The organism is Dietzia sp. NPDC055340 (assembly GCF_053645335.1).
Map to the genome: position 1 here is coordinate 192,152 of NZ_JBSHML010000004.1, position 21,511 is coordinate 213,662.

20 protein-coding genes are annotated in these 21,511 nt (G+C 70.1%); 10 read left to right on the plus strand and 10 right to left on the minus strand.

The window, feature by feature from the left end:
• Positions 1–12 precede the first annotated feature (12 nt).
• Positions 13–1,188, minus strand: a complete 1,176-nt coding sequence (locus ACWIFB_RS04280) for an LLM class flavin-dependent oxidoreductase (protein WP_454057425.1) — start codon at positions 1,186–1,188, stop codon at positions 13–15.
• Positions 1,189–1,397: 209 nt separating this feature from the next.
• Between ACWIFB_RS04280 and ACWIFB_RS04285 the strand changes: the two genes are divergently transcribed.
• The 4 genes from ACWIFB_RS04285 (at position 1,398) to ACWIFB_RS04300 (ending at position 5,084) form a co-directional block, all read left to right on the plus strand.
• A complete protein-coding gene (locus ACWIFB_RS04285) occupies positions 1,398–2,783 on the plus strand; it encodes a flavin-containing monooxygenase (protein WP_454057426.1) in 1,386 nt (461 codons plus the stop codon).
• Entirely contained in the window at positions 2,780–3,451 is a 672-nt protein-coding gene (locus ACWIFB_RS04290) for a TetR/AcrR family transcriptional regulator (RefSeq protein WP_454057427.1), read from the plus strand. Before ACWIFB_RS04285 ends, ACWIFB_RS04290 begins: the two co-directional genes overlap by 4 nt.
• Complete coding sequence (locus ACWIFB_RS04295; protein ID WP_454057428.1) at positions 3,448–4,389, plus strand: alpha/beta hydrolase; 942 nt, start codon at positions 3,448–3,450, stop codon at positions 4,387–4,389. The genes ACWIFB_RS04290 and ACWIFB_RS04295 overlap by 4 nt, the downstream gene beginning before the upstream one ends.
• A gap of 143 nt (positions 4,390–4,532) precedes the next feature.
• Positions 4,533–5,084 (plus strand): YceI family protein, encoded by a 552-nt coding sequence (locus ACWIFB_RS04300; protein ID WP_454057429.1) that lies wholly within the window; start codon positions 4,533–4,535, stop codon positions 5,082–5,084.
• Positions 5,085–5,239: 155 nt separating this feature from the next.
• On the opposite strand, the gene ACWIFB_RS04305 is transcribed toward ACWIFB_RS04300, so the two are convergent.
• Positions 5,240–5,833, minus strand: coding sequence for a maltokinase N-terminal cap-like domain-containing protein (locus ACWIFB_RS04305; RefSeq protein ID WP_452100503.1), 594 nt, complete (start codon positions 5,831–5,833; stop codon positions 5,240–5,242).
• A gap of 230 nt (positions 5,834–6,063) precedes the next feature.
• Between ACWIFB_RS04305 and ACWIFB_RS04310 the strand changes: the two genes are divergently transcribed.
• Positions 6,064–6,552 (plus strand): hypothetical protein, encoded by a 489-nt coding sequence (locus ACWIFB_RS04310; RefSeq protein ID WP_454057430.1) that lies wholly within the window; start codon positions 6,064–6,066, stop codon positions 6,550–6,552.
• 77 nt (positions 6,553–6,629) lie between these two features.
• Here ACWIFB_RS04310 and ACWIFB_RS04315 read toward each other — a convergent pair whose 3' ends face one another.
• The 6 genes from ACWIFB_RS04315 to ACWIFB_RS04340 all read right to left on the minus strand — a co-directional run bounded on the left by ACWIFB_RS04315 (position 6,630) and on the right by ACWIFB_RS04340 (position 12,870).
• Positions 6,630–7,682, minus strand: coding sequence for a hypothetical protein (locus ACWIFB_RS04315; RefSeq protein WP_452100505.1), 1,053 nt, complete (start codon positions 7,680–7,682; stop codon positions 6,630–6,632).
• Positions 7,683–7,891: 209 nt separating this feature from the next.
• Positions 7,892–8,791, minus strand: coding sequence for an alpha/beta fold hydrolase (locus ACWIFB_RS04320; protein ID WP_454057431.1), 900 nt, complete (start codon positions 8,789–8,791; stop codon positions 7,892–7,894).
• A 227-nt stretch (positions 8,792–9,018) separates the two neighbouring features.
• Positions 9,019–9,480, minus strand: a complete 462-nt coding sequence (locus ACWIFB_RS04325; RefSeq protein WP_454057432.1) for a hypothetical protein — start codon at positions 9,478–9,480, stop codon at positions 9,019–9,021.
• A 23-nt stretch (positions 9,481–9,503) separates the two neighbouring features.
• On the minus strand, positions 9,504–10,727 hold the full coding sequence (locus ACWIFB_RS04330; protein ID WP_454057433.1) for an AI-2E family transporter: 1,224 nt from the start codon (positions 10,725–10,727) through the stop codon (positions 9,504–9,506).
• Positions 10,728–10,750: 23 nt separating this feature from the next.
• On the minus strand, positions 10,751–12,112 hold the full coding sequence (locus ACWIFB_RS04335; protein WP_454057434.1) for an alpha/beta hydrolase: 1,362 nt from the start codon (positions 12,110–12,112) through the stop codon (positions 10,751–10,753).
• Positions 12,109–12,870: a phosphatase PAP2 family protein gene (locus ACWIFB_RS04340; RefSeq protein WP_454057435.1), complete on the minus strand. Its 762-nt coding sequence runs from the start codon at positions 12,868–12,870 to the stop codon at positions 12,109–12,111. Before ACWIFB_RS04340 ends, ACWIFB_RS04335 begins: the two co-directional genes overlap by 4 nt.
• A 209-nt stretch (positions 12,871–13,079) precedes the next feature.
• Between ACWIFB_RS04340 and ACWIFB_RS04345 the strand changes: the two genes are divergently transcribed.
• The 3 genes from ACWIFB_RS04345 to ACWIFB_RS04355 are packed head-to-tail and all read left to right on the plus strand — an operon-like array spanning position 13,080 to position 16,751.
• The gene (locus ACWIFB_RS04345; RefSeq protein ID WP_454057436.1) at positions 13,080–15,332 is read left to right on the plus strand and encodes a catalase; all 2,253 of its coding nucleotides are present in this window, start codon (positions 13,080–13,082) and stop codon (positions 15,330–15,332) included.
• A 44-nt stretch (positions 15,333–15,376) separates the two neighbouring features.
• Positions 15,377–15,904 (plus strand): SRPBCC family protein, encoded by a 528-nt coding sequence (locus tag ACWIFB_RS04350; RefSeq protein WP_454057437.1) that lies wholly within the window; start codon positions 15,377–15,379, stop codon positions 15,902–15,904.
• A complete protein-coding gene (locus tag ACWIFB_RS04355; protein ID WP_454057438.1) occupies positions 15,891–16,751 on the plus strand; it encodes an alpha/beta fold hydrolase in 861 nt (286 codons plus the stop codon). Before ACWIFB_RS04350 ends, ACWIFB_RS04355 begins: the two co-directional genes overlap by 14 nt.
• A gap of 7 nt (positions 16,752–16,758) precedes the next feature.
• On the opposite strand, the gene ACWIFB_RS04360 is transcribed toward ACWIFB_RS04355, so the two are convergent.
• Positions 16,759–18,180 (minus strand): MFS transporter, encoded by a 1,422-nt coding sequence (locus tag ACWIFB_RS04360; protein WP_454057439.1) that lies wholly within the window; start codon positions 18,178–18,180, stop codon positions 16,759–16,761.
• Between the two features lie 140 nt (positions 18,181–18,320).
• On the opposite strand from ACWIFB_RS04360, the gene ACWIFB_RS04365 reads away from it, so the two are divergent.
• The gene (locus ACWIFB_RS04365) at positions 18,321–18,845 is read left to right on the plus strand and encodes a hypothetical protein (RefSeq protein ID WP_454057440.1); all 525 of its coding nucleotides are present in this window, start codon (positions 18,321–18,323) and stop codon (positions 18,843–18,845) included.
• Between the two features lie 32 nt (positions 18,846–18,877).
• Here the strand turns inward: ACWIFB_RS04365 and ACWIFB_RS04370 are convergent, their stop codons facing one another.
• The gene (locus ACWIFB_RS04370; protein WP_454057441.1) at positions 18,878–19,846 is read right to left on the minus strand and encodes a TIGR03620 family F420-dependent LLM class oxidoreductase; all 969 of its coding nucleotides are present in this window, start codon (positions 19,844–19,846) and stop codon (positions 18,878–18,880) included.
• 118 nt (positions 19,847–19,964) lie between these two features.
• Between ACWIFB_RS04370 and ACWIFB_RS04375 the strand changes: the two genes are divergently transcribed.
• Entirely contained in the window at positions 19,965–21,305 is a 1,341-nt protein-coding gene (locus tag ACWIFB_RS04375) for an acyl-CoA dehydrogenase family protein (protein WP_454057442.1), read from the plus strand.
• Positions 21,306–21,511: the final 206 nt, after the last annotated feature.

Consider the following 21,511-nt stretch of genomic DNA (forward strand, 5'->3'; position numbering starts at 1 on the left):
ACCGTAAACCCGTCAGAGCCTCGACACGGCCTGGGGTACCCCGGGTGTGAACCCGGCCTCAGTCAAAAGCTCCCGGACACGCGGGATGACTTTACGTCCGTAGAGGTCAATGGAGGCCATGAGGTCCTCGTGCGGGGTGGGGCCGGAGGCGTATTTGAGGTCGAAGCGGTCCAGGCCGAGGGTGCGCACGGTGGTGGCGATCTTCTGCGCCACCGTCTCGGGCGAGCCGACGTACATGGCGCCGGAGTGGGCCTCGCGGTGGAAGTCGGCCTCGCCGGCGTCACCCCAGCCGCGCTCGCGACCGATCTGGTTGCGGCTGGTCAGCCAGTGCGGCATCGCGAGTTCGGCGGCCTTGGCGTCCGTCTCGGCGACGAAGCCGGGCGAGTGCACGGCGATCGGCAACCGCGGCGCGTCGGCGCCGGCGAGCTGGGTGTTCGCCTCGCGATAGAGGTCGGCGAACGGCGCGAACCGGCCGGCGGGCCCGCCGATGATCGCCAGCATGAGCGGCTGCCGGTAGCGGGCCGCGCGCACCACGGACTCGGGACTGCCGCCCACCGCGATCCAGGACGCCAGCCCCCCCTTGGTCTCGGGGTAGACGCGCTGCTGCACGAGCGGCGGCCGCAGTTCACCGGACCACGTGACGGGTTCCTCCGGCAGCAGCGCCGAGAACAGGTCGAGCTTCTCGCTGAACAGCTGCTCGTACTGCTGCAGGTCGAGACCGAAGAGCGGGAACGACTCGGTGAACGAGCCGCGGCCCAGCACCACCTCGGCGCGGCCGTTCGAGAGCGCGTCGATGGTGGAGAAGCGCTGAAAGACTCGGATGGGGTCGTCGCTGGACAGCACGGTCACGGCGGAGCCGAGGGTGATGCGCTCGGTGCGGGTGGCGATGCCGGCCAGCACCACGTCGGGGGCGGAGACGGCGAAGTCGGGCCGGTGGTGTTCGCCGATCCCGAACGTGTCGACGCCCACCCGGTCGGCGAGGACGCCCTGCTCCACGACGTCGCGCAGGACCTGCGCGTGGTGGACGGGGCGACCGTCCGAGTCGACGGTGATGTCGCCGAAGGTGTCGAGACCGAAGGCGACGTGCCCCGGGGCGACGCCGTGTGCGGGGGGCACCGGGGCCGAGGCGGACGACGACGATGACGACGACGAGGTGGTCCCGGTGGAACCGTGGGCGGAGGCGTTCATACCGCCACTATAGATGACGCGTCAATCAGATTGATGCCGCCGGCCCGTCCGTCGCATGGTGTCGATACCTGCGCTTCAGCCGCACCCTCAGGCCGTTCCCGTGCAGAATGTAGGTTGTTGACGCTCGTCAACAACGACAATAATGTGACACATGCCATAGTTTCCGGGCAACTGTTCGCGCTCGGGCGTCCCTGCCGAAGAGGTTTTCTATGACATCCACCCCTTCCGTCGCCGTGATCGGTGCGGGCATCAGCGGGCTGACCTCGCTGAAGATGCTCGAGGACTACGGGATCGAGGCCGTGTGCTTCGAGGCGTCGGACCGGATCGGCGGCAACTGGGCCTTCGACAACCCCAACGGCAGCTCCAGCGCTTACCGGTCGCTGCACATCGACACCTCCAAGCACCAGCTGAGCTTCCGTGATTTCCCGATGCCGGAGGAGTTCCCGGACTTCCCGCACCACACCCAGATCAAGCAGTATCTGGACGACTACGCGGACGCGTTCGACCTGCTGGGCTCGATCGAGTTCGAGACCCGCGTCGCGCACGCCGAGCGCCTGGCCGACGGCGGCTGGGAGCTCACGCTCGAGCGCACCGGATCCGCCGCGGGCGAGGCCGGTGGCCGCCACACCCGCCGGTTCGACCTGTTGGTGGTGGGCAACGGGCACCACTGGGATCCGCGCTTCGCCGACTTCCCGGGCGAGTTCACCGGCGAGACGATCCACTCGCACGCCTATATCGACCCGTGGGACCCGCTGCACCTGATGGACAAGAAGATCCTCGTGGTGGGGATCGGCAACAGCGCGGCGGACATCGCGGTGGAACTCTCGTCCAAGGTCATGCGCAACGAGGTGGTGCTGTCCACCCGCTCGAGCGCGTGGATCGTGCCGAAGTACATCGCCGGGAAGCCGGCCGACAAGTACTTCGCCACGCTGCCGTACATCCCGTACTCGTGGCAGCGCAAGGTCATCCAGGCGATGCAGCCCGTGTCGGCGGGCACCCCGGAGTCATACGGCCTGCCCAAGCCCAACCACAAGTTCTTCGAGGCGCACCCCACGCAGTCGGTCGAGCTACCTCTGCGCCTGGGCTCGGGGGACGTCGCCGCCAAGGGGGACATCGCACGCCTCGACGGCCGGACCGTGCACTTCGCCGACGGCACCAGCGGAGATTTCGACGTGATGATCCAGGCCACCGGCTACAACACCACGTTCCCGTTCTTCGACCGCGAGTTCCTCAGCGCGGACGCCCACAACCACATCCCGCTGTACAAGCGGATGTTCTCCCCCGGCATCGACGACCTCGTATTCGTGGGCTTCGCCCAGTCGACGCCCACCCTGTTCCCGTTCGTCGAGGCGCAGGCCAGACTGGTGGCAGCGTGGGCCGCCGGCCTGTACGCCACCCCGGATATCGAGGAGATGCGCCGCGTGATCGTCGAGGACGAGAAGAAGTACATCGGCCACATGCTGGACACCCCCCGGCACCAGCAGCAGGTCGACTACTTCCTGTACGAACACGACATGCGCACCGCGGAGATCCCCCGCGGACTTGAGCGCGCTCGGGCACGCCGCGCCACCGCCTCGGCGCGGGTGACGGCATGAACCCCGCGGCCCCGTCGGGCAGCACCTCCCCCCGCGGCGACCGGCGCCGCGAGGACATCCTCTCCGCCCTCGACGAGCGCCTGAAGACCACCGCGCTCGACGACATCTCGGTCGCCGACCTCACCGAGGCGGCGGGCATCACCCGATCGGCGTTCTACTTCTACTTCGACTCCAAGGCCGCTGCGGTGTCCATGCTGCTGGTGGTGGTGAACAAGGAGGCCGGCGAGGCCATCGACATCATCGTGGGCGGCGAGGGCGACTTCCGCCGACGCGTGTCCGCCGGGCTCACCCGGCTCATCGACCGGGTGCTGGAGGTCGACCACATCTACCGCGCCCTGCTCACCGCGCGCACCAAGCACGAGCCGACGCGCGAGATGTGGGACGCCGGTCGCCGCTATAACGCCGAGCCGGTCGCCGACTTCATCCGCGCCGAACGCGCAGCCGGCCGCGCCCCCGAAGGTGCCGATGCCCAGAGCCTGGCCGAGGGCCTGATGCAGCTCAACCAGCAGATCCTCGAGCGCGTCGTATACGAGCCGGAGGCGCCCAGCGATCCGCTCCTGGCCATCACCACGGACATGTGGGTTCGCACCGTCTACGGCCGTATCGACCCGGCCGTCGACCCCGCCGGCGCGACGGATGCCGCCTTGACCGCAGGGAGCGCCGAATGACCAGCCCCGTCGATGTCACGTTCCGGTCCGGGACCGGCCGCGCGGCCGCGGACTGCCGCGGCTGGTTCCTGCCCGCCGCCGTTCCGGCCGGCAGGGTCGACGACGGGCCCGAACCCGGCGACGGCCCGCGCCCCTGCGTCGTGCTGGCCCACGGCCTGGGCGGCACCGCCGACTCGGGGCTGATGCCGTTCGCCGAGGCGTTCGCCGCCGCCGGGTACGCCGCCCTCGCCTTTGACTACCGCGGCTTCGGTCGCTCGGACGGCGGGCCCCGCCAGGTCGTCTCGCCCGCGCGCCAGCAGGAGGACTACCGCGCCGCGATCGCCGCGGCGGCCGCCCAGCCCGGCGTGGACCCGGAGCGGATCGTACTGTGGGGCTGCTCGCTGGCCGGCGGGCACGTCCTCGAGGTGGCCCGCGGACGCGAGGACATCGCCGCCGTGATCTCCATGATCCCGCTGGTCGACGGCCGTGCCGCGGCCATGGCGGCCGCGAAGCACCACAAGCCCGCCGCCCTCCTGCGGGCCACGGGCACCGCGCTCGCCGCGAAGGCCGTCGCCGCGACGGGCCGCCCCGAACCCATGGTCCCGCTGGCCGGCCCGCCCGGCTCGACCGCGCTGCTCTCCCTCGAGGGCTACGAGGAGGCCTACACGTCCGTCGCGGGCCCGACCTGGCGCAACGAGGTGGGCGCCTCGATCGGCACCGAGCTGGGCTCGTTCCGGCCCGCCCGGCATGCGGACGACCTCGTCGTCGTCCCCCTGCTCGTCCAGATCGCCGACCTGGACCGGAGCGCCCCACCGCACGCCGCCGCGACGGCCGCGTTCGCCGCGCGCGCCGAGGTGCGGCACTACCCGGGCGACCACTTCGACCTGTTCGCCGGGCGCCCCTGCCACGACCGCGCGGTGCGGCACGCCGTCCACTTCCTGCGGCGGCACGTGGGCTGAGACCGGGACCCGGCGCGCGTACGGTGTGAGGCACACCACAACTCCACTTGTTGACACGTCACCCAATCAGTCCTACTGTTGGTGACACAACAACAAGAAGTTGCCCGGCTCCACAGCCGGGGTCAACCCCACAAGGAGTCACCATGACCGCTCAGCTCAACGACCTCACCGGCACCTGGACCCTCGACGACACCCACACCCGTCTGGGCTTCGTCACCCGCCACGCGATGATCACCAAGGTGCGCGGCTCGTTCAACGACTTCACGGGCACCGTCACCGTGCCGGAGAGCGGCATCAGCGGCGCCGAGGCCAAGGTCACGATCAACGCCTCCTCGATCGACACCCGCAACGCCGACCGCGACGGCCACCTCAAGTCGAACGACTTCTTCGAGATGGAGACCTACCCGGAGATCACCTTCAACTCCACCAAGATCGCCCCGAACGGCGACGGCGGCGTCGACGTGACCGGCGACCTCACCATCAAGGACACCACCAAGTCCGTCACGGTTCCCTTCACCTACGAGGGCACCGCCACCGACCCGTTCGGCAACCAGCGCGCCGGCTTCGAGGGCTCGACCGTCATCCAGCGCAGCGACTTCGGCCTCAGCTGGAACGCCGCGCTCGAGACCGGCGGCGTGCTGGTCTCGGAGAAGGTCACCCTCGAGATCGAGATCTCGGCCATCAAGAGCGCCTGACCTGCCTATTCGCGGCTCGCACCGCACCCCGGCCCAGAGCCGGACGACACCGCCCACCCGCAGAACGCGGGTGGGCGGTGTTCTTCATTGCGCGCGGCGTGGCCTGGCGGCGCGGCCCGGTCCGAGCGGTGCGGCGCCGCGCGAGGAGTCGCCGATCAGTCGACGACGACGAGGACCGCCGTATGGGAACCGTCCACGTCCTGCCAGGTCCCGCTGAGCGTGCCGGGCGAACCGATGAGCGGGCGGTCCGCCTCGGCGTTGTTCTCCTCGGAGATCACACGGATGACCTGCGGGGCGTCCACGCCCTCGGCCGGGCCGTCGCCACCGCCGCGGATGTTGACCGGCGACGGGGTGATCGCGCCGTCCTCCATCTGCACGTGGTCGGCAGCGGTGTCGCGGTGACTGATCACCCGGCGCACCTCGGTCTTGTAGACGGGGTCGGCGGGCGCGTCGTACACCCAGCGACGACCGAGGACCGAATGCTCCATCGTGCCGACCAGGGAGTCGGCGGCACCGTCCAGCTCGGCACCGCGGTAGGTCACGGGGACATGGAAGGTGTTCTCGCCGTCGGACAGCAGGAACGACTCCATGCCGACCTCGCCGGCCGGGTCGACGAACCGGTACGCGGTCACCTGCTCGAGGCGCTCCGGGTCACCGTCGAACCACGACTGGTGGCGAACCCACGACCGGAGCAGGTCGAGCTTGCCCGGGTCGAGGACGGCGTCATAGATCTCGGCGGTTCCACTCATGCGCTAAGAATCCCCCACGATGCGCGGTCCGGCAAACAGATGGGCCGCCGGGTGGGTCGGTGAAGAAGAATTCCCCGGGCGGGCATTCGCGCTGTCCACGGCCGCTGCACGCCCGGTCAGGGCCGCCTCGGATGTGAGTACGGTCACTGCACCGCGGCGCGATGGCCGATACGGTCGCCGCCATACCCCCGGGGATGCTCCCTGGTGGCCCCGACGGAAGGTAACGCACGATGAAGAAGACCATTGCCGTGATCGGCTCCGCCGCCGCCCTGTCCTTCGCCGGTGCGGGCCTGGCCGCCGCCGAGGAGGGCGACGCCGGGAACCCCGCGGACGCCCCCGGCACGCAGGTCGAGACGAACGAGGAGCCCGGTGACGGAGAGAACGGGAACGACGACAAGGTCGACACCCCCGAGGAGGTCTCCGACATCGCCATGCAGCTCTGCGGCACCATCTCGGCCTACGACTTCCTCGGCTCGGCGGGCAGCTTCCTCCCCGGCCTTGAGGGCGAGGAGTGCGAGGCCAACGCCGACGCTGCAGTCCAGGCCGCGATGAGCGGTGACATCGGTGGCGCGCTCGACATCCTGCGCGGCATCGAGGCCGAGCTGCCCGACGGCGACGACGCCGTCGACAGCGGCTCGGCCGGCCTCCTGGACGGGTTCGACTCGCTGAGCGGCGCCCCCGAGGGTGACGACGCGGGCGACGCCGAGCCGGTGGCCTGACCTCTTCGGTGAGGTGATCGCCGCCCGGCGGATCTCTCATTGAGCCCCGGCAGGCGTGAGTTCACGGCTGCCGGGGCTCAGTGGTGCCCGCGGAGTTCCTCGAGCATCTGGCGAGAAATACGGATGGACTGGTCCAACTGATCCGATACCCGGGTGGTGTGGCCGATCGAAAACTCGGAGGAGGCCCTGCCGACCTCCAGCATGTCCATCGCGCTGCTGATCTCGTCGACCCTGCCGAACTTCGCGGCTCGTTCAGTGTCAATGTCGACCTGCTCAAGCGACATCCGGTAGCGGTCCAGCACTGCGAGCCGGTCCACCATCGACATCCTCACCGAGCTGAGCCTGGCCCGTTGCGTGGTCAGCGCGTGGGCCAGAATCTTGTCCTCGCTTCCCGTGAGACTCGCGATCGACGTGCCCAGTTCCTCCATCTGACGGAGCTGGTCGCCGATGTCATGCTGCTCGAGGTCCAGATCCAACCTGCCTGCGACATCAGATCGCCAGGCCTCTGTCGCGGAGATCCCGTCGGCGAGGTCGAGGAACCGCTGCATCATGAGCGCCTCGGGCGTCAGAGGCTCGAGCTCAACCCGCGGAGGCGGGGGCCCTGGCAGCAGGAACCGCTGGGCCACCGCCAGCACGACGATCACCACCGGGGCTGCGAGCCCGATCAACACGAGCTCCGCAGGAATCGGGAGCAGGATTCCTGCGGCTACGATCCCGACGCAGTAAGCGATTAACAGCAGCATCGCCGAGACGACCTTCAGTCGGCGCAGGCGACGTTCACGACGCCCGGCCTTCACCCACCGCTTCAGCCGGTCATCACGCTCTCCGGGGAGTTCGAACCACCGGGCGGGGCTCGATACCCTGTGGTCGTCGATATCCCTGATCGCTACGAGCTCGTCGAGCCGGGCTTGGTTGGTGTCGAGGTTCTCCTTGATCTCGGCGGTCAGGAGCATCTCCAGCTCGTTGCGTGCGCGATCGAGCGGTACATCGTTCCACTTGGGGACCGTCCACGCCTGATAGCGCCGATTCAGGTCGCTGACCTGTTGGGGTCGGCTGCGGGAATCCGACGAGCCACCGACCTCACCGCCACTGTCGTCCACTCGCGCGGCCTTCGACGATCCCTTAGCCATCTGCCAGCATCCTCCAGTTGTCACGGACTCAACATGAGAGTATCCCCGACCTCCGACACCAGCCCGACACCATGCATCACACGGTTACGCGCCGTTCCTGGTCCATAGAGGGCGCGTAAGTCAACGATTCCCCGGCAAAGAGGACGCGCACCCCGGCCGGTCGGAGGACCGCCGGTGGGCGGGGCCGGGCGGGCGGAGGTGGGCCGGGCTCAGCCTCGTGGCGCGCCCGCCGAGACCAGCTTTCCGAGCGCCTCGTGGCCGATGTATCCGGGCTCGGTGGAGGTCATGAAGTCCAGGAGAACCCGCTCGACCGCTGCCGGGTCCTCGACGTGCGGGTAGTGGCCGACGCCGGGGATGATCGCCAGGCGGCTGCCCGGGATCGCCTCGTGCGTGGCGTGCCCGTGGGAGACGGGGATGATCGGGTCGCGGTCGCCCCAGATCAGCTGGACCGGTAGCTGCCCGGCCAGGTGGAACCGGTTGGCGGCGGACACGGCCTGGCCCGTGTTGTCGACCACCGCGCGCAGCGTCTTGAAGAACGCCCGCCGGTGCCCGGGCCGGCCCAGGGACTCGAACGCCGCCCACGACTCGTCCATCGCGGCGGCGCGGACGCCCTTGTCCTGGAGGAAGCGGCGTACGGACTTGCCGGCGTTGACGAACACCGGCGCCGCGGCGCCGGAGAGCAGGAATCCGGCACCGGGCACGGCCAGCATCCGCAGGATCCAGCTGACCTCCTTGCCCAGGCCGCCGCTGTCGATCAGCGCGATCCGCTCACAGAACTCCGGGTACTGGTAGACGAACTGCAGGGCGACACCGCCACCGAGCGACTGTCCGATGATCGTGCACCGGGTGACGCCCTTGACCACCAGCAGGTCCCGCAGCGCCGAGGCCATGGAGCCGAGCGAGTAGTCGTCGAACTCGAGCGAGCTCTCACCGTGGCCCGGCAGGTCCGGGGCGATGACATGGAAGTGGTGTTCGAGGCGGGGAATCATCTCCCGCCAGGTGTTCGAGCTTCCGGCCATCCCGTGGATGAGCAGCACCGTCGGCTTGCCCTCACCGGCGCCCGCCTCTCGATAAGCCAGTTCTCGGCCGTGAATCATCGTGGTCTGCATGGTCACACTCCCTTGAGGGAGGCACTCCGCGCCGTATCTCGTCGCAAGGACTGCCTGGAACCCATTCTGCCCCGTTCGCGGGCCGCCATGCAGTTCTCCCCATCACACTCCGGGCCTGGTCGAGCTGAGAAGTTCCCGCAGGTCAGCACCATGCAGCGTCACCTATCGGATGTCACGCCGCCTATCGGGTCCCATAGGCGGCGCGCGATCGGATAGGTGGCGCAGGATCAGGCCGTCGGACCGAACGCCCGAACCAGCCGGCGATGCCGGTGTGAGAACAACGCGCCCACGATCGCGCGCACGACCGGCCCGGGCAGCAGCGCGCGGGGCTCGGCCCGCAGGGTGTCGGTGACGCGGGTCGAGCCGCCCGGGAGTTCCTCGAGTGCACGATGGTGCTCCCACACCCGGCACGAGCCCAGGCGGGAGCGCTCACGGAAGAACCACGGCTCCTCGAGTTCGACGATCACCAGATCGTCGAACTCCACCGGCAGCAGCCCGGCCAGCCGGATCCACGCCCGCCCGAGCGGCCGGCCCAAGGGCACGTCCGCGATCGACCGGCCCTCGAGCGCCGCCGGGAAACGCATCGTCAGCAGCGGGCCGAACTCGTGGGCCACGCCGGCCGCCGTGACGACCCGGGCCCACACCTGCTCCCGCGGGGCATCGACGACGCTCGAGCGCACCACCTCCACGGCCCGCACCCCGGCCCGCCCCGTCAGCGGCCCGCGGGCCCCGGGCCCGAATCCGCACCCGAATCCGCCCCGGTGTCCGTGCCGGGGGTGGGGGCCTCGTCGTCGTCGTCGTGCTCGTGCTCGTGGTCGTGCGGGTGATCGGGCCCGGACAGGTCCCCCAACGACGGCAACACACCCGGCCCGGTGTCCCGGTTGGCCAGGTACCTGACGATCGAGTTGGCCATCGCGGTGATGGGCACCGCGAACAACGCACCGAGGATGCCGAACAGGTACGTACCGCCCGCCACCACGAGGATCACCGCGAGCGGGTGCAACGCCACCGCGTGACCCATGAGCAGCGGCTGAAGCACGTGCGACTCGGTCAGGTGCACCACCACAACGATCGCGAGCATGATCAGTGCGACGCCCAGCCCCCGCTCGACCAGCGCCAGCACCGTGGGGACCATCCCGCCGACGAGGGTGCCCACGATCGGCACGAACGAGGCCAGGAACACCACCACGACGATCGGGATGACGAACGGCACCCGCAGGATCACCGCGCCGATGCCCACCCCGGCGGCGTTGATCGCGGCCACCGCGAGCTGCGTGCGGGTGTAGGCGCCCAGACTGGTCCAGCCGTGGCGGAACGCGATGTCGAAGTGCTCACGGCTCGCGGCCGGCATCCAGCGGACGAAGAACATCCACAGCTTCTCTCCCTGATAGAGGAAGAAGAACAGCGAGACCAGGCAGATGAGTGCGCTTGCGACGGACTCCACCGCGGTGTGGCCGACGTGGACCGCGCCCGTGGCCAGCAGGTCGGAGTGGTGGGTGAGCCAGCCGCGGGCCTGATGCACGGCCTGCTCGAGGCGGTCGGCGGTGAGATGGAGCGGCCCGTCCTCGAGCCACCGGATCGCCAGGTCGGTGCCGGAGGCGATCCGATCGCGCATCCGGGGGACCCCCGAGGCGAGCTGGGAGGCGACCAGGGCGAGCGCGGTGACCACCGCGGCGAGGACCCCGACGACGACGACGACGGCTGCCATCACCCGCGGCACCCGGTCCGGAATCCGATTGACGAGGGGCCTGAGCATGGCGGCCAACAGCACCGCGATCGCCACCGGGCCGACGATCAACGCCAGCCGGCCGATGCCCTCCCCGATGAGCCACGCGCCGGCGGCGATGAGCAGCAGGCACACCGACCAGGCCGCGGCCAGACGGACCGGGTACGGCAGGTGGTCACGCGCGATGCGAACGGGGGCCTCTGTGGTCATGAAGAGCAGCTTAGGCGGGGCGCTCAGGCGATGAGCCCCATTCGCCGCGCCAGCCACGGCAGCTCCAGGCGCAGGCCTTCGGACCACACGGCGTAGCTGTGCCCTCCGGGCAGTTCGGCGTAGCGGACGTCCGCACCGGCCCGCATCGTGGCGTCGTGGAGCGCGCGCACGCCCGGCCCGTACTCGGCGTCGTCGGAGCCCACGACGAACGCGCCGGCGAGGCCGGGGAACGGCCGGCTCGCGAGCAGGTCGGCGGGGTTCGCGGCCCGGAACGCCTCGGCGTCGCCGCCGAAGAACGTCTCGATGGTCTTCTCACGACTGCCGATGGTCGGCTCCGCCTGGGCGGACATGGCGAGGAAGTTCGGGTAGACCTCCGGCTCGGTGAGCGCGAGCTGGAGAGCACACGTCCCGCCGAAGGACAGCCCGCCGATCGCCCACGCCCCCGGGCCCTCGTCCACCTGCAGGGAGGCGCGGATCCAGTCGGGGACGTCCCGGGCGAGGTAGGTGTGGGCGTTACCCCGCGGCGAGTCCACGCACAGTGTGTTGGCCAGCGGCGATCCGATAGGGTCGGCCACCACGATCACCGGGGCGAGCCCGGCGTGGTCGGCGGCGAACTCATCGGCCACCACCGGCAGGCGCCCCGAACGGACCCAGTCCTCGGGGCCGCCGGGTTGCCCCGCCATGAGCACCAGGACCGGCAGGAGCGGCCGCGGCTCGGCGAAATAGGCGGGCGGCAGATAGACCCGGGCCGGGCGGGCCTCGAATCCCGAGGCGGTCCCCGGGAGCGGGGTCTCGACCACCGCGCCGGTCGCCGGCATCCCCGGCGGCGGTGTCCACACGGACTCGAGCGTGACCCCCGGCTCGAGGTCCCCGCCGACCGTCGTCGCCGTGCGGCCGGTGACCTGCTCGAGCGACATGGTCCGGTACTCCCGCAGGCCCAGCAGCATGCCGACCGAGGAGAACTCGGCGTAGACACGGTTGACGTGCCCGGCCGCCGCCATCACGACGAGCAGCAGGGCCACGACCGCGGCCACCGCCCGCCACGGTCGGCGAGCCCGTACCTCCACCGCGGCGCCGCCGGCCCCCAGCAGCACACCCAGCAGACCCACCCCGATCCAGAGGTAGACCCCGGGCGGGATCGCGTCAGGGAACGGCCGCAGCACCTTCTCCACGAGCAGCGCACCCGCGAACGTGACGGCGGCCGCGACGAGGACCGACAGCGGCAGCACCCGGGACCACCACCGGCGGGCTCCGCCGCCCGTCGAACCGAGCGCGCCGAGCACCACCGCGCCCACGACGAGCGCCGCCCACACCGCGATGAGACCGGGAACCCCGAGGAGCGGGCCGCTGAGCGGGGGGTCGGCGGCCGCCTGCACCCACGTCACGGCGCCGCGCCCCCGGCCGGGCCCACTCCCTCGGAGGGCCCGCCGACCGGCCCGACCCACGGCCCGGTGCGGCCCGCCCTACGCCGACGGGACGCACCGTCCAGCACCATCACGACGACCGTCACCCACAGCACCGCCACGCACCAGCCGGCGAGGATGTCGCTCGGGAAATGCACGCCCAGATAGATGCGCGAGAGACCCACCACGAGCACGTACACCGCCCCCACGACGATCGCGGTCCACCGCCACCGGGTCGACCAGGCAATCACGACGAGGGACGCCGCGAGCGACATCGACGCCATGGCGTGACCGCTCGGGAACGAGTACGAGTGCTCCACCACCAGGTGCTCCCAGAAGTCCGGTCGGTCCCGTTGGAACACCGCCTTCAACGCCGTGTTGAGCAGGGTCGAACCGATGACCGCGGCCGCGAGCAGGGCCGCATCCCGGCGACGTCCGCCCCACCACAGCAGCCCGGCCCAGACGACCGCGATGATCGGCACCACCACGAGACCGCCGAGTTCGGTGGCCGCTGTCATCGTCGTCGTCACCACCGGCGACGCGCGCTCGTTGAGCCACACCATGATCGAACGGTCGTAGGGCAACGCACCGAAGGTCACCACGTCGGAGGCCAGGCTCACGAACACCAGCAAGGGCAGCAGGAACATCAGCCCCGCCGCCGCGAGATGCAGCCAGGACCGGGGCGGCGGCGCGGGTTCCGCGGGTGAGCCATGCGGGTCGGACAGGGACGGGGTCGGCACCTCACCGACCCTATTACCAGCGGCCCGGCCCCGGGGGCGTGTCGGCGGGGTCGGCGCAGCGTACGCCTCCCGACGTCCGCGACTGGTTGCGCGCCGCGGCAGGAGTGGCACAGTGACTCCCCACCGGGCCTGCACCGGCCCGGCGTACACACGACCACGACGAGAACCGTCCCTGCCGCGCGAGCGGGTCGGCTCAGCGAAGGAGCATCGTGTCCGCCAAGAAGCCCGACCCCCGAAATGCCGCCGAGAAGCTCGTCGACAAGGCCGAGAAGGTCGCCGACGACCTCACCGACGCCCTCTCGCCCGGCGGCGACGTCGTCCCCGGCGCGCCCGGCTCGGAGCCGCCGAGCGTCGACGAGCCCACCGAGCCGACCGACCCGCTGCCGCCCAAGCCGGACCAGAAGGGTGCCACCCCGCACAGCCCCACGGGCGCGCCGTCCAAGGACAGCGAGGACGCGCAGCGTCAGCAGGGCGCGTACCTCACCACCGCCCAGGGCGCCCGGTTGTCCGACACCGACCACTCGCTCAAGGCCGGCCGCCGCGGACCCGTGTTGCTGCAGGACCACCACCTGCGCGAGAAGATAATGCACTTCGACCACGAGCGCATCCCCGAGCGCGTGGTCCACGCCCGCGGCGCCGGCGCGCACGGCGTCTTCCGCGCCAACGGCGCCGCCGCCAGCGTGTGCAAGGCCGGCGTATTCGCCGAGGGCAAGGAGACCGAGGTCTTCGTCCGTTTCTCCACCGTGCTGGGCAACCGCGGCTCCGCCGACACCGTCCGCGACACCCGCGGGTTCGCGACCAAGTTCTACACCGACGAGGGAACCTGGGACCTGGTCGGCAACAACATCCCGGTGTTCTTCATCCAGGACGCCATCAAGTTCCCCGACGTCGTCCACGCCGCCAAGCCGCACCCGGACCGCGAGATCCCTCAGGCCCAGAGCGCGCACGACACCTTCTGGGACTTCGTCTCCCTGCACACCGAGGCGCAGCACCACACCCTGTGGAACATGTCCGACCGCGGCATCCCGCGCTCGTACCGGATGATGGAGGGCTTCGGCGTCCACACCTTCCGGCTCATCAACGACGCCGGTGAGACGAACCTGGTGAAGATCCACTGGAAGCCCCACCTCGGCGTCCACTCGCAGGTGTGGGAAGAAGCCCAGATCACCGGCGGCATGGACCCGGACTTCCACCGCCGCGACCTGGCCGACGCCATCGAGGCCGGTGCCTTCCCCAAGTGGGACCTCGGCATCCAGGTCTTCCCCGACACCGTCGACGAGAACGGCGTCAGCGAGATGTTTCACGGCATCGACCTGCTCGACCCGACCAAGATCGTGCCGGAGGAGCTCGCACCGGTGCAGGTCATAGGCACCATGGAACTCAACGGCAACGTCAAGAACTTCTTCGCCGAGACCGAGCAGGTCGCGTTCCACCCGGGTCATCTCGTGCCGGGCATCGACGTCACCAACGACCCGCTCCTGCAGGGCCGGTTGTTCTCCTACCTGGACACCCAGCTCACCCGCCTGGCCGGGCCGAACTTCGGGCAGATCCCCATCAACCGCCCGCACGCCCCGGTCAATGACATGCTCCGGGACGGCTTCCATCAGCAGGCCGACCACGTGGGAGTGGCCCCGTATCAGCCCAACTCCCTCGACGGAGGCTGCCCGTTCATGGCGGGCACCACCGATGGCGCTCTGGTCGAGGTGGCTCAGGAGATCGCCGACGCGCAGATCGAGCGCCGGTCTCCCGCGACGTTCGACGACCACTTCTCGCAGGCCACGCTGTTCTACACCAGTCTCACCGAGGTGGAGAAGGAGCACGTCGCCGAGGCGTACACCTTCGAACTGGGCAAATGCTACGAGGAGGCCGTCAAGGTACGGCAAGTCGAGAAGCTCGCCCACATCGACCACGACCTGGCAGTCACCGTCGCGGCCGGGCTGGGCCTTCCCGCGCCCGCGAAGGTGCCCGTCGCCGAGGTCGTTACCAGCCCGGCGCTGTCCCAAATCGGGAGAGAGTGGCCCTCCGACGGGCGCCAGATCGGCATACTCGTCACGGAGAACTCCGACCCCGCCGTGGTCAAGGAGCTCGAGCAGGCCGTGTTCGGCGACGACATGGTCCCGCTCGTGATCGGCCCGGTCGGCGGCCGGCTGGGCGAGGGTGAGCCCGACGCGACGGTCGCGGTCTCGCGGACCTATCTCACGCAGCGGTCCATCGAGTTCGACGCCCTCGTCGTCGTGGACCTCCCCGCCCACCCGAGGACGGACATCCTCATCAGTGAGATGTTCCGCCACAAGAAGGCGATGGCCACCCTGGTGCCGGTCGACCGCTACGTCGACTTCGGCCTGGCCTCGGACACCCCGGGCGTCGTGGCAGTGGACGCGGCGGCCGACGTGCTGCCCGCACTGAAGCCGCTGCTGGCCGCCCACCGTGTGTGGGAGCGGCCCGACCCGGCGCGGGTCTGAGGGACGGTCTCCAACGGGCCGGTGCCCGGGGTAGCGTCGCCCGCATGACGGACAGTGAGAAGCACGGCCAGTCCGACGGCGATGCGACCCCCGGGCGCCGGCTCGAAGCCCGGCGGGTCATCCCCGCTCCTCCGCAAGAGGTGTTCGCCGTGCTGTGCGACCCCGACGGACACGTGGCGATCGACTCCTCCGGGATGCTCCAGTCGGCCGAGGGCGCGCAGGTCACGGCGGTCGACGACCGGTTCGTGGTCCACATGGACCGCGAGTCGCTCGGCGACTACGACCTCGGGCACTACGACGTCACCGTGATCATCACCCGGTTCCAGCCCGACGTGGAGATCGCCTGGACCATCGACGGCGCCATCAAGCCCCCGATCGGCCACACGTACGGGTACCGTCTCATCCCGGTCGAGGAGGGCTCCGCCACCGAGGTCATCAGTTACTACGACTGGTCCGAGGCGCACCCGAAGTGGCGTGACTCGGGTGTGCTGCCGGTGCTCGACGCTTCGGCGCTCAAAGCCACGCTCGGGATCCTCGAGCGGGCCGTCCGGAGAGGATATGTCCGTGGTTGAATCACGACCGAAGGAAATCTACGTCGAGCGTGGCGGCATGGAACTGCGCGCCGTCGACTCGGGACCGGCGGACGGCGAGCCGGTCGTTCTTCTGCACGGCTTCCCGCAGCGCGCCACCAGCTGGGACCGCGTCACGCCGCTGCTGCATGCCGACGGACTGCGGACGATCGCGCTCGACCAGCGCGGCTACTGCGCCTCCGCCCGGCCCCGCGGCCGGCGCGCCTACCGGATCTCGGAGCTGGTGGGTGACGTGATCGCCCTGCTCGACACCGCCGGACTGGCCGACGCCCACGTGGTGGGGCACGACTGGGGTGCCGCCGTCGCGTGGGGCCTCGCCGGTAACCACCCCGAGCGTGTCCGGTCGCTGACCGCGGTCTCGGTCCCGCACCCGGCGGCGTTCCTCAAGGCGATGGTGGTCTCCGACCAGCTGCTGCGGTCCTGGTACATGGGCTTCTTCCAGCTGCCGCTGCTGCCGGAGCTGATCCTCACCTCGTCCGGGCCGCTACCCGCCCGGGTGCTGGCCGGGATGGGGATGACCCGGGAGATGATCGAGCGCTACCGCGCGGAGATGGTCACCGACGGCGCCGTCCGCGGCGGCCTGGGCTGGTACCGCGCACTGCCCTTCGCCTCGCCCCGGGGCGCGACCGCGCGGGTGCGGGTGCCCACGACCTTCGTGTGGAGCGACAACGACGCGGCGCTCGGCCGCGGCGGCGCCGAACTCACCGAGCGGTACGTGGACGCCGACTACCGGTTCCTTGAGATGAACGGGGTCAGCCACTGGATCCCCGACGAGCGGCCCGTCGAGCTGGCGGAGGCGATCGTCGCTCGCGCCCGCGACGCGGTCTAGGCGCGCGTCAGGCGTCGTCGGATGCCCACGGCGGCGGGATCGCGGCCGCCACGGCCGCGGCCAGCAGGGCCATCGCCCCGCCGAACACCAGCCCTGTGCGGAGCCCGAGCTCGGAGGGGACGAACAGGCCCTCGAAGTCGGTGGACATCTGGGTCAGGATCACGCCGAGTACGGCCGCCGAGGTGGTGGTGCCGATCGACCGCATGAGTGTATTGACGCTGTTCGCCGACCCCATCTCCGTCCGCGGGACCGATGCCATGATCAGCGCCGGCATCGCCCCGTACGCGAGACCGACGCCCGCGCTGATAACGATGCCGGTGGTCATGACACCCCACGTGGAGCCCATGAGGAACAGTCCGGCGAAGTACCCGGCGGAGATGACGAGCGCACCCAGGATCAAGGTGGTCTTGGGGCCGCGGTTGTTGATGAGTCGGCCGCTGATCGGGGAGACCGCCATCATCGCCAGCCCGGCGGGGGCGCTCCACAGGCCCATCGCGACCATCGACTGCCCCAGGCCGTGCCCGGTGGCGATCGGCAGCTGCAGGATCTGCGGCAGGATCAACAGCTGCGCGTACAGTCCCATCCCCACGGTGACCGAGGCGATGTTGGTCATGAGCACAGGGCGACGGGCGGCCACGCGCAGGTCAACGATCGGCGAGCGGTGCCGCAGCACCCACAGACCCCAGACCGGGAAGGCGACCGCGGCGAGCAGGAACAGGCCCAGCGTGAGCGGCGAGGCCCAGCCCCAGTCCGCCCCCTTGGACACCGCCAGCAGCAGCGCGACCAGCCCCACTCCCAGGCCGAGCGCGCCGATCAGATCCAGCGTGCCGTCCGGCTTGGCCGCGGGAAGAGTCTTGAGCCGGACGGCCATCAGCAGCATGATCCCCAGGCCCATGATCGCCGAGCCCCAGAACATCCACTGCCAGGACCCGTACTGGGCCAGCGCGGCGGCGGCCGGCAGCCCGAGCGCGCCGCCCACCCCGAGCGAGGAACTCATCAGCGCGATAGCGGGTCCCAGTCGCGCGGGCGGCAGGATCTCCCGCATGGCCGCGATACCGATCGGGATCACGCCGATCCCTACGCCCTGCAGCGCGCGGCCGATGAGCATCGCCCATAGTGATCCCGAGAGAGCGCAGAGCACAGAGCCGAGCACCATGACCGCCGTGCAACCGATCAGGACGTACTTCTTCGGGTAGAGGTCCCCGAGGCGTCCCATGACCGGTCCCGCTACCGCGCCGGCGAGCAGGGTGATGGTCACGACCCACGAGGCGTTGACGGCGCTGGTGTTCAGGATCGAGGGCAGCAGGGCCAGCAGCGGGATGACCAGCGTCTGACTGAGCGAGACGACGATCCCGCCGAACGCCAGGACCACGACGAGGCGGTTGTCGTCTCGCCGGGCGGCGTCCGCGCCGCGCACCTGTGCACTCATCCCGTGTCCTTCCGAAGCCCTTCGTCGGACATTACAGACAGGTGTTGAATCCGTTCTAATTCCTGATTCGTGGGGACGGTGACCGTTCCGATACCCGTTCGTGCTTGTCCGAGCAGGGACGCACTGACATGGTCACGAAGATGACCACCACCGATATGACCCGACGCCCCAGCCGCCGGCCTCCCGCTTCCGTGGGGCCCCTCGCCGTCGCCACGATCGTCGCCCTGGCCACGGCCGTCATGATCCCGGCCAACGCGAATGCCCAGGACTCCTCGGCCATCCCCGAGCTGTTCCCCGCCCAGAACCGCCTCGTCGCCATGGGCGGGTCCCCCACCGGACAGTGCTTCGGTGCCGTCTCCACCTCGATAAATCCCGACGCCTACCCCAACTCGTCTTCCGTCGGCTGGGCGTTCGGCGTCCTCGGGGTGGGGCCCTGCGATCTCACGGTGACCTTGTCCTGGAAGAACCTGGACACGGGCGCGACCGGCGAGAAGACCGCCCACGTTCCGGCCCCGCGGATCTCCGGCGGCGTCCCGGACCCGATCAATCACCCATACGAGGCGATCATGAACACCGGTGGCGGGCCGATCGAGTACACCCTGATCACCGACGGCGGCGCCGTCGCGGGCCCGATCACCATCACCACCCCGGCACACACCGGCTGATCCGACCCGCCGGACCGGGCCGGAGCCGCGCGTCAGCCGAGCAGCGCCTGCGCGGCCAGACGCCAGTCCGCCACCGGCGGGACCAGCACGTTCTCACCCAGCACCTGCACGAGCACGGTCGAGGCGCCGGCATCGAGATGCTCCTGCACCCGCGCCCGCGTGGTCTCCAGCCCGCGCGTGACCAGCGCCGCCCTGAGCCGGTCGCTGCCCCCGCGCACGTAGTCGGACTCATCGAACCCCTGCCGGGTCCACGAGTTCCGATAGTTCGGCAGACCCGTGTAGACGTTCAGGTGGTCGTGGGCGCGGGAACGCCAGAGCTCGTCGTCATCGTCGACCCCCTCGGCCACCACCGCGGCGGTCTCCACGACCAGGGCCGGGCCGTCGTCGGCGGTCCCGCCGAGGATCTCGCGCGCCTGGGCGGTGTGCTCGGGCAACGTCAGGTACGGGTGCGCGCCGGCGGTGCGGTCGCGCGCCAACTCCAGCATCTTCGGGCCCAGCGCGGCGAGCACGACCGGCGGCATCACGTCCTCACCCGCGGCGAGCGCGCGCGTGCCGTCGAGTGCGTCGAGGTACTCGCGCATCGCCGCGAGCGGTCGGCCGTAGAGGTGCCCGCGATGCCGCTCGACCAGCGGCGCGTGCGAGACGCCCAGACCCAGCACGAACCGGCCCGGGTGGAGCGCTTCGAGCGTGCGGGCGGCCGCGCCGGCTGCGGAGGCGTCGCGGCCGTAGATGTTGGCGATGCCGGTGCCGATCACCATGCGTCGCGTCGCGCCGAGATACATCTGGGCGGCGGTGAACGCCTCCCGGCCCACGGCCTCGCCGAACCAGAGCGAGCCCCAGCCCTGGTCATCGAGCTCGCCGAGGACATCGGGGAGCTGCGCGGGCGTCAGACCCTCGAGGGAGCCGGTCCACAGTCCGACGCGACCCAACTGGCCGCGGCCGGCGGGACGGCCCGCGCTGCTGGCGGTGGTGCTGGCGGTCGGGTCAAGGTTGCCACTCATATCCCAGAGTGTGCCGGACTTGGACGGCCGTCTGGGCCAAACGCCCGCGGCCACCACGGGGCCGGTCCAGACTGGCCGGGAACGTGTTGCAGAACAGCACCGAGGAGACGAGACGCCGATGTACGAGTGGTCCGAGACCGACCTGATGATCCGCGACGCCGTGCGGGCCTTCATCGACAAGGAGATCCGCCCGAACCTCGACGCGTTGGAGAGCGGCGAGATCCCGCCGTATCCGACCATTCGGAAGTTGTTCGCCGAGTTCGGAATCGACGCCATGGCACGCGACGGTGTGGAGAAGATGCTGGCCCGGGAGCGGGCAAAGGCCTCCGGCGAGGCACAGGGTGGCGCGTACGGTGGCACGCCCGCGGGCGGCTCCGTCGCAGGTGGTGACGACGACAACGCCGCCGGCACTTCCGACACCGGGAGCGGTGGCGGCGCGTTCGAGGGCCAGGACTCGCTCATGGCCGTGGTGACCAGCGAGCTGGCCGGTGTGTGCATGGGCCTGGTGTCGGCGCTCGGGGTGAGCCTCGGGCTGGGGGCCACGACCATCATGTCGCGGGGGACGCTGGCACAGAAGGAACGCTGGCTGCCGGGGATCGTGACCGTGGAGAAGGTGGCCTCGTGGGCCATCACGGAGCCGGACTCGGGCTCCGACGCGTTCGGCGGGATGCGGACTTATGTGCGGCGCGACGGCGAGGATTACATCCTCAACGGCCAGAAGACGTTCATCACCAACGGCCCGTACGCGGACGTGATGATCGTCTACGCCAAGCTCGACGAGGGCGGCGCGGGCGGTTCGTCCGGCGGCGCGTCTGCTGAGGAGAAGCGCAACCGCAAGGTTCTCACCTTTGTGCTGGACAAGGGCATGGAAGGGCTGACCCAGAGTGCACCTTTCGCCAAGATGGGACTGCACAGTTCCCCCACCGGCGAGCTGTTCTTCAACGACGTCCGCCTGGGCCGCGACCGGCTGCTCGGCGAGTCCGAGGAGGGCCGCGGCGGGGACGGGCGCGAGTCGGCGCGGTCGAGTTTCACGGCGGAGCGGACGGGCGTGGCCATCATGGCGCTCGGGATCATCGAAGAGTGCCGCCGACTGTGCATCGACTACGCGCGCGAGCGGACGCTGTGGGGCCAGGAGATCGGGAAATTCCAGCTCATCCAGCTCAAGCTCGCCAAGATGGAGATCGCGCGGATCAACGTGCAGAACATGGTCTTCCACTCGATCGAGCGCGCCCGGGCCCGCAAGCCGCTGTCACTTGCGGAGGCCTCGGCCATGAAGTTGTACTCCTCCGAAGCTGCCACGGACGTGGCGATGGACGCCGTGCAGCTGTTCGGCGGTAACGGCTACATGGCCGAGTACCGGGTGGAGCAACTTGCCCGCGACGCCAAGTCCCTCATGATCTACGCCGGTAGCAACGAGATCCAGGTGACCCACATCGCCAAGGGGCTGCTGGCGCGGTGAGACCGTCGGCTTCCACCGAGCGCTTTCATCACCGTGATGTCCCGTCGTTACCTACAGCTTGTATTCTGTAACGCTACTGCCTGAGTAGCGCATCAGATGAATCGTTCGCCGAACCTTTAGCAGCGCGTAGAGGCAGGCCCTGAAGGTGTACACGAGGTCTCCCTGTCCCGACCTCGTCAGGAAATCAGCACCTAACAACCCAGCAT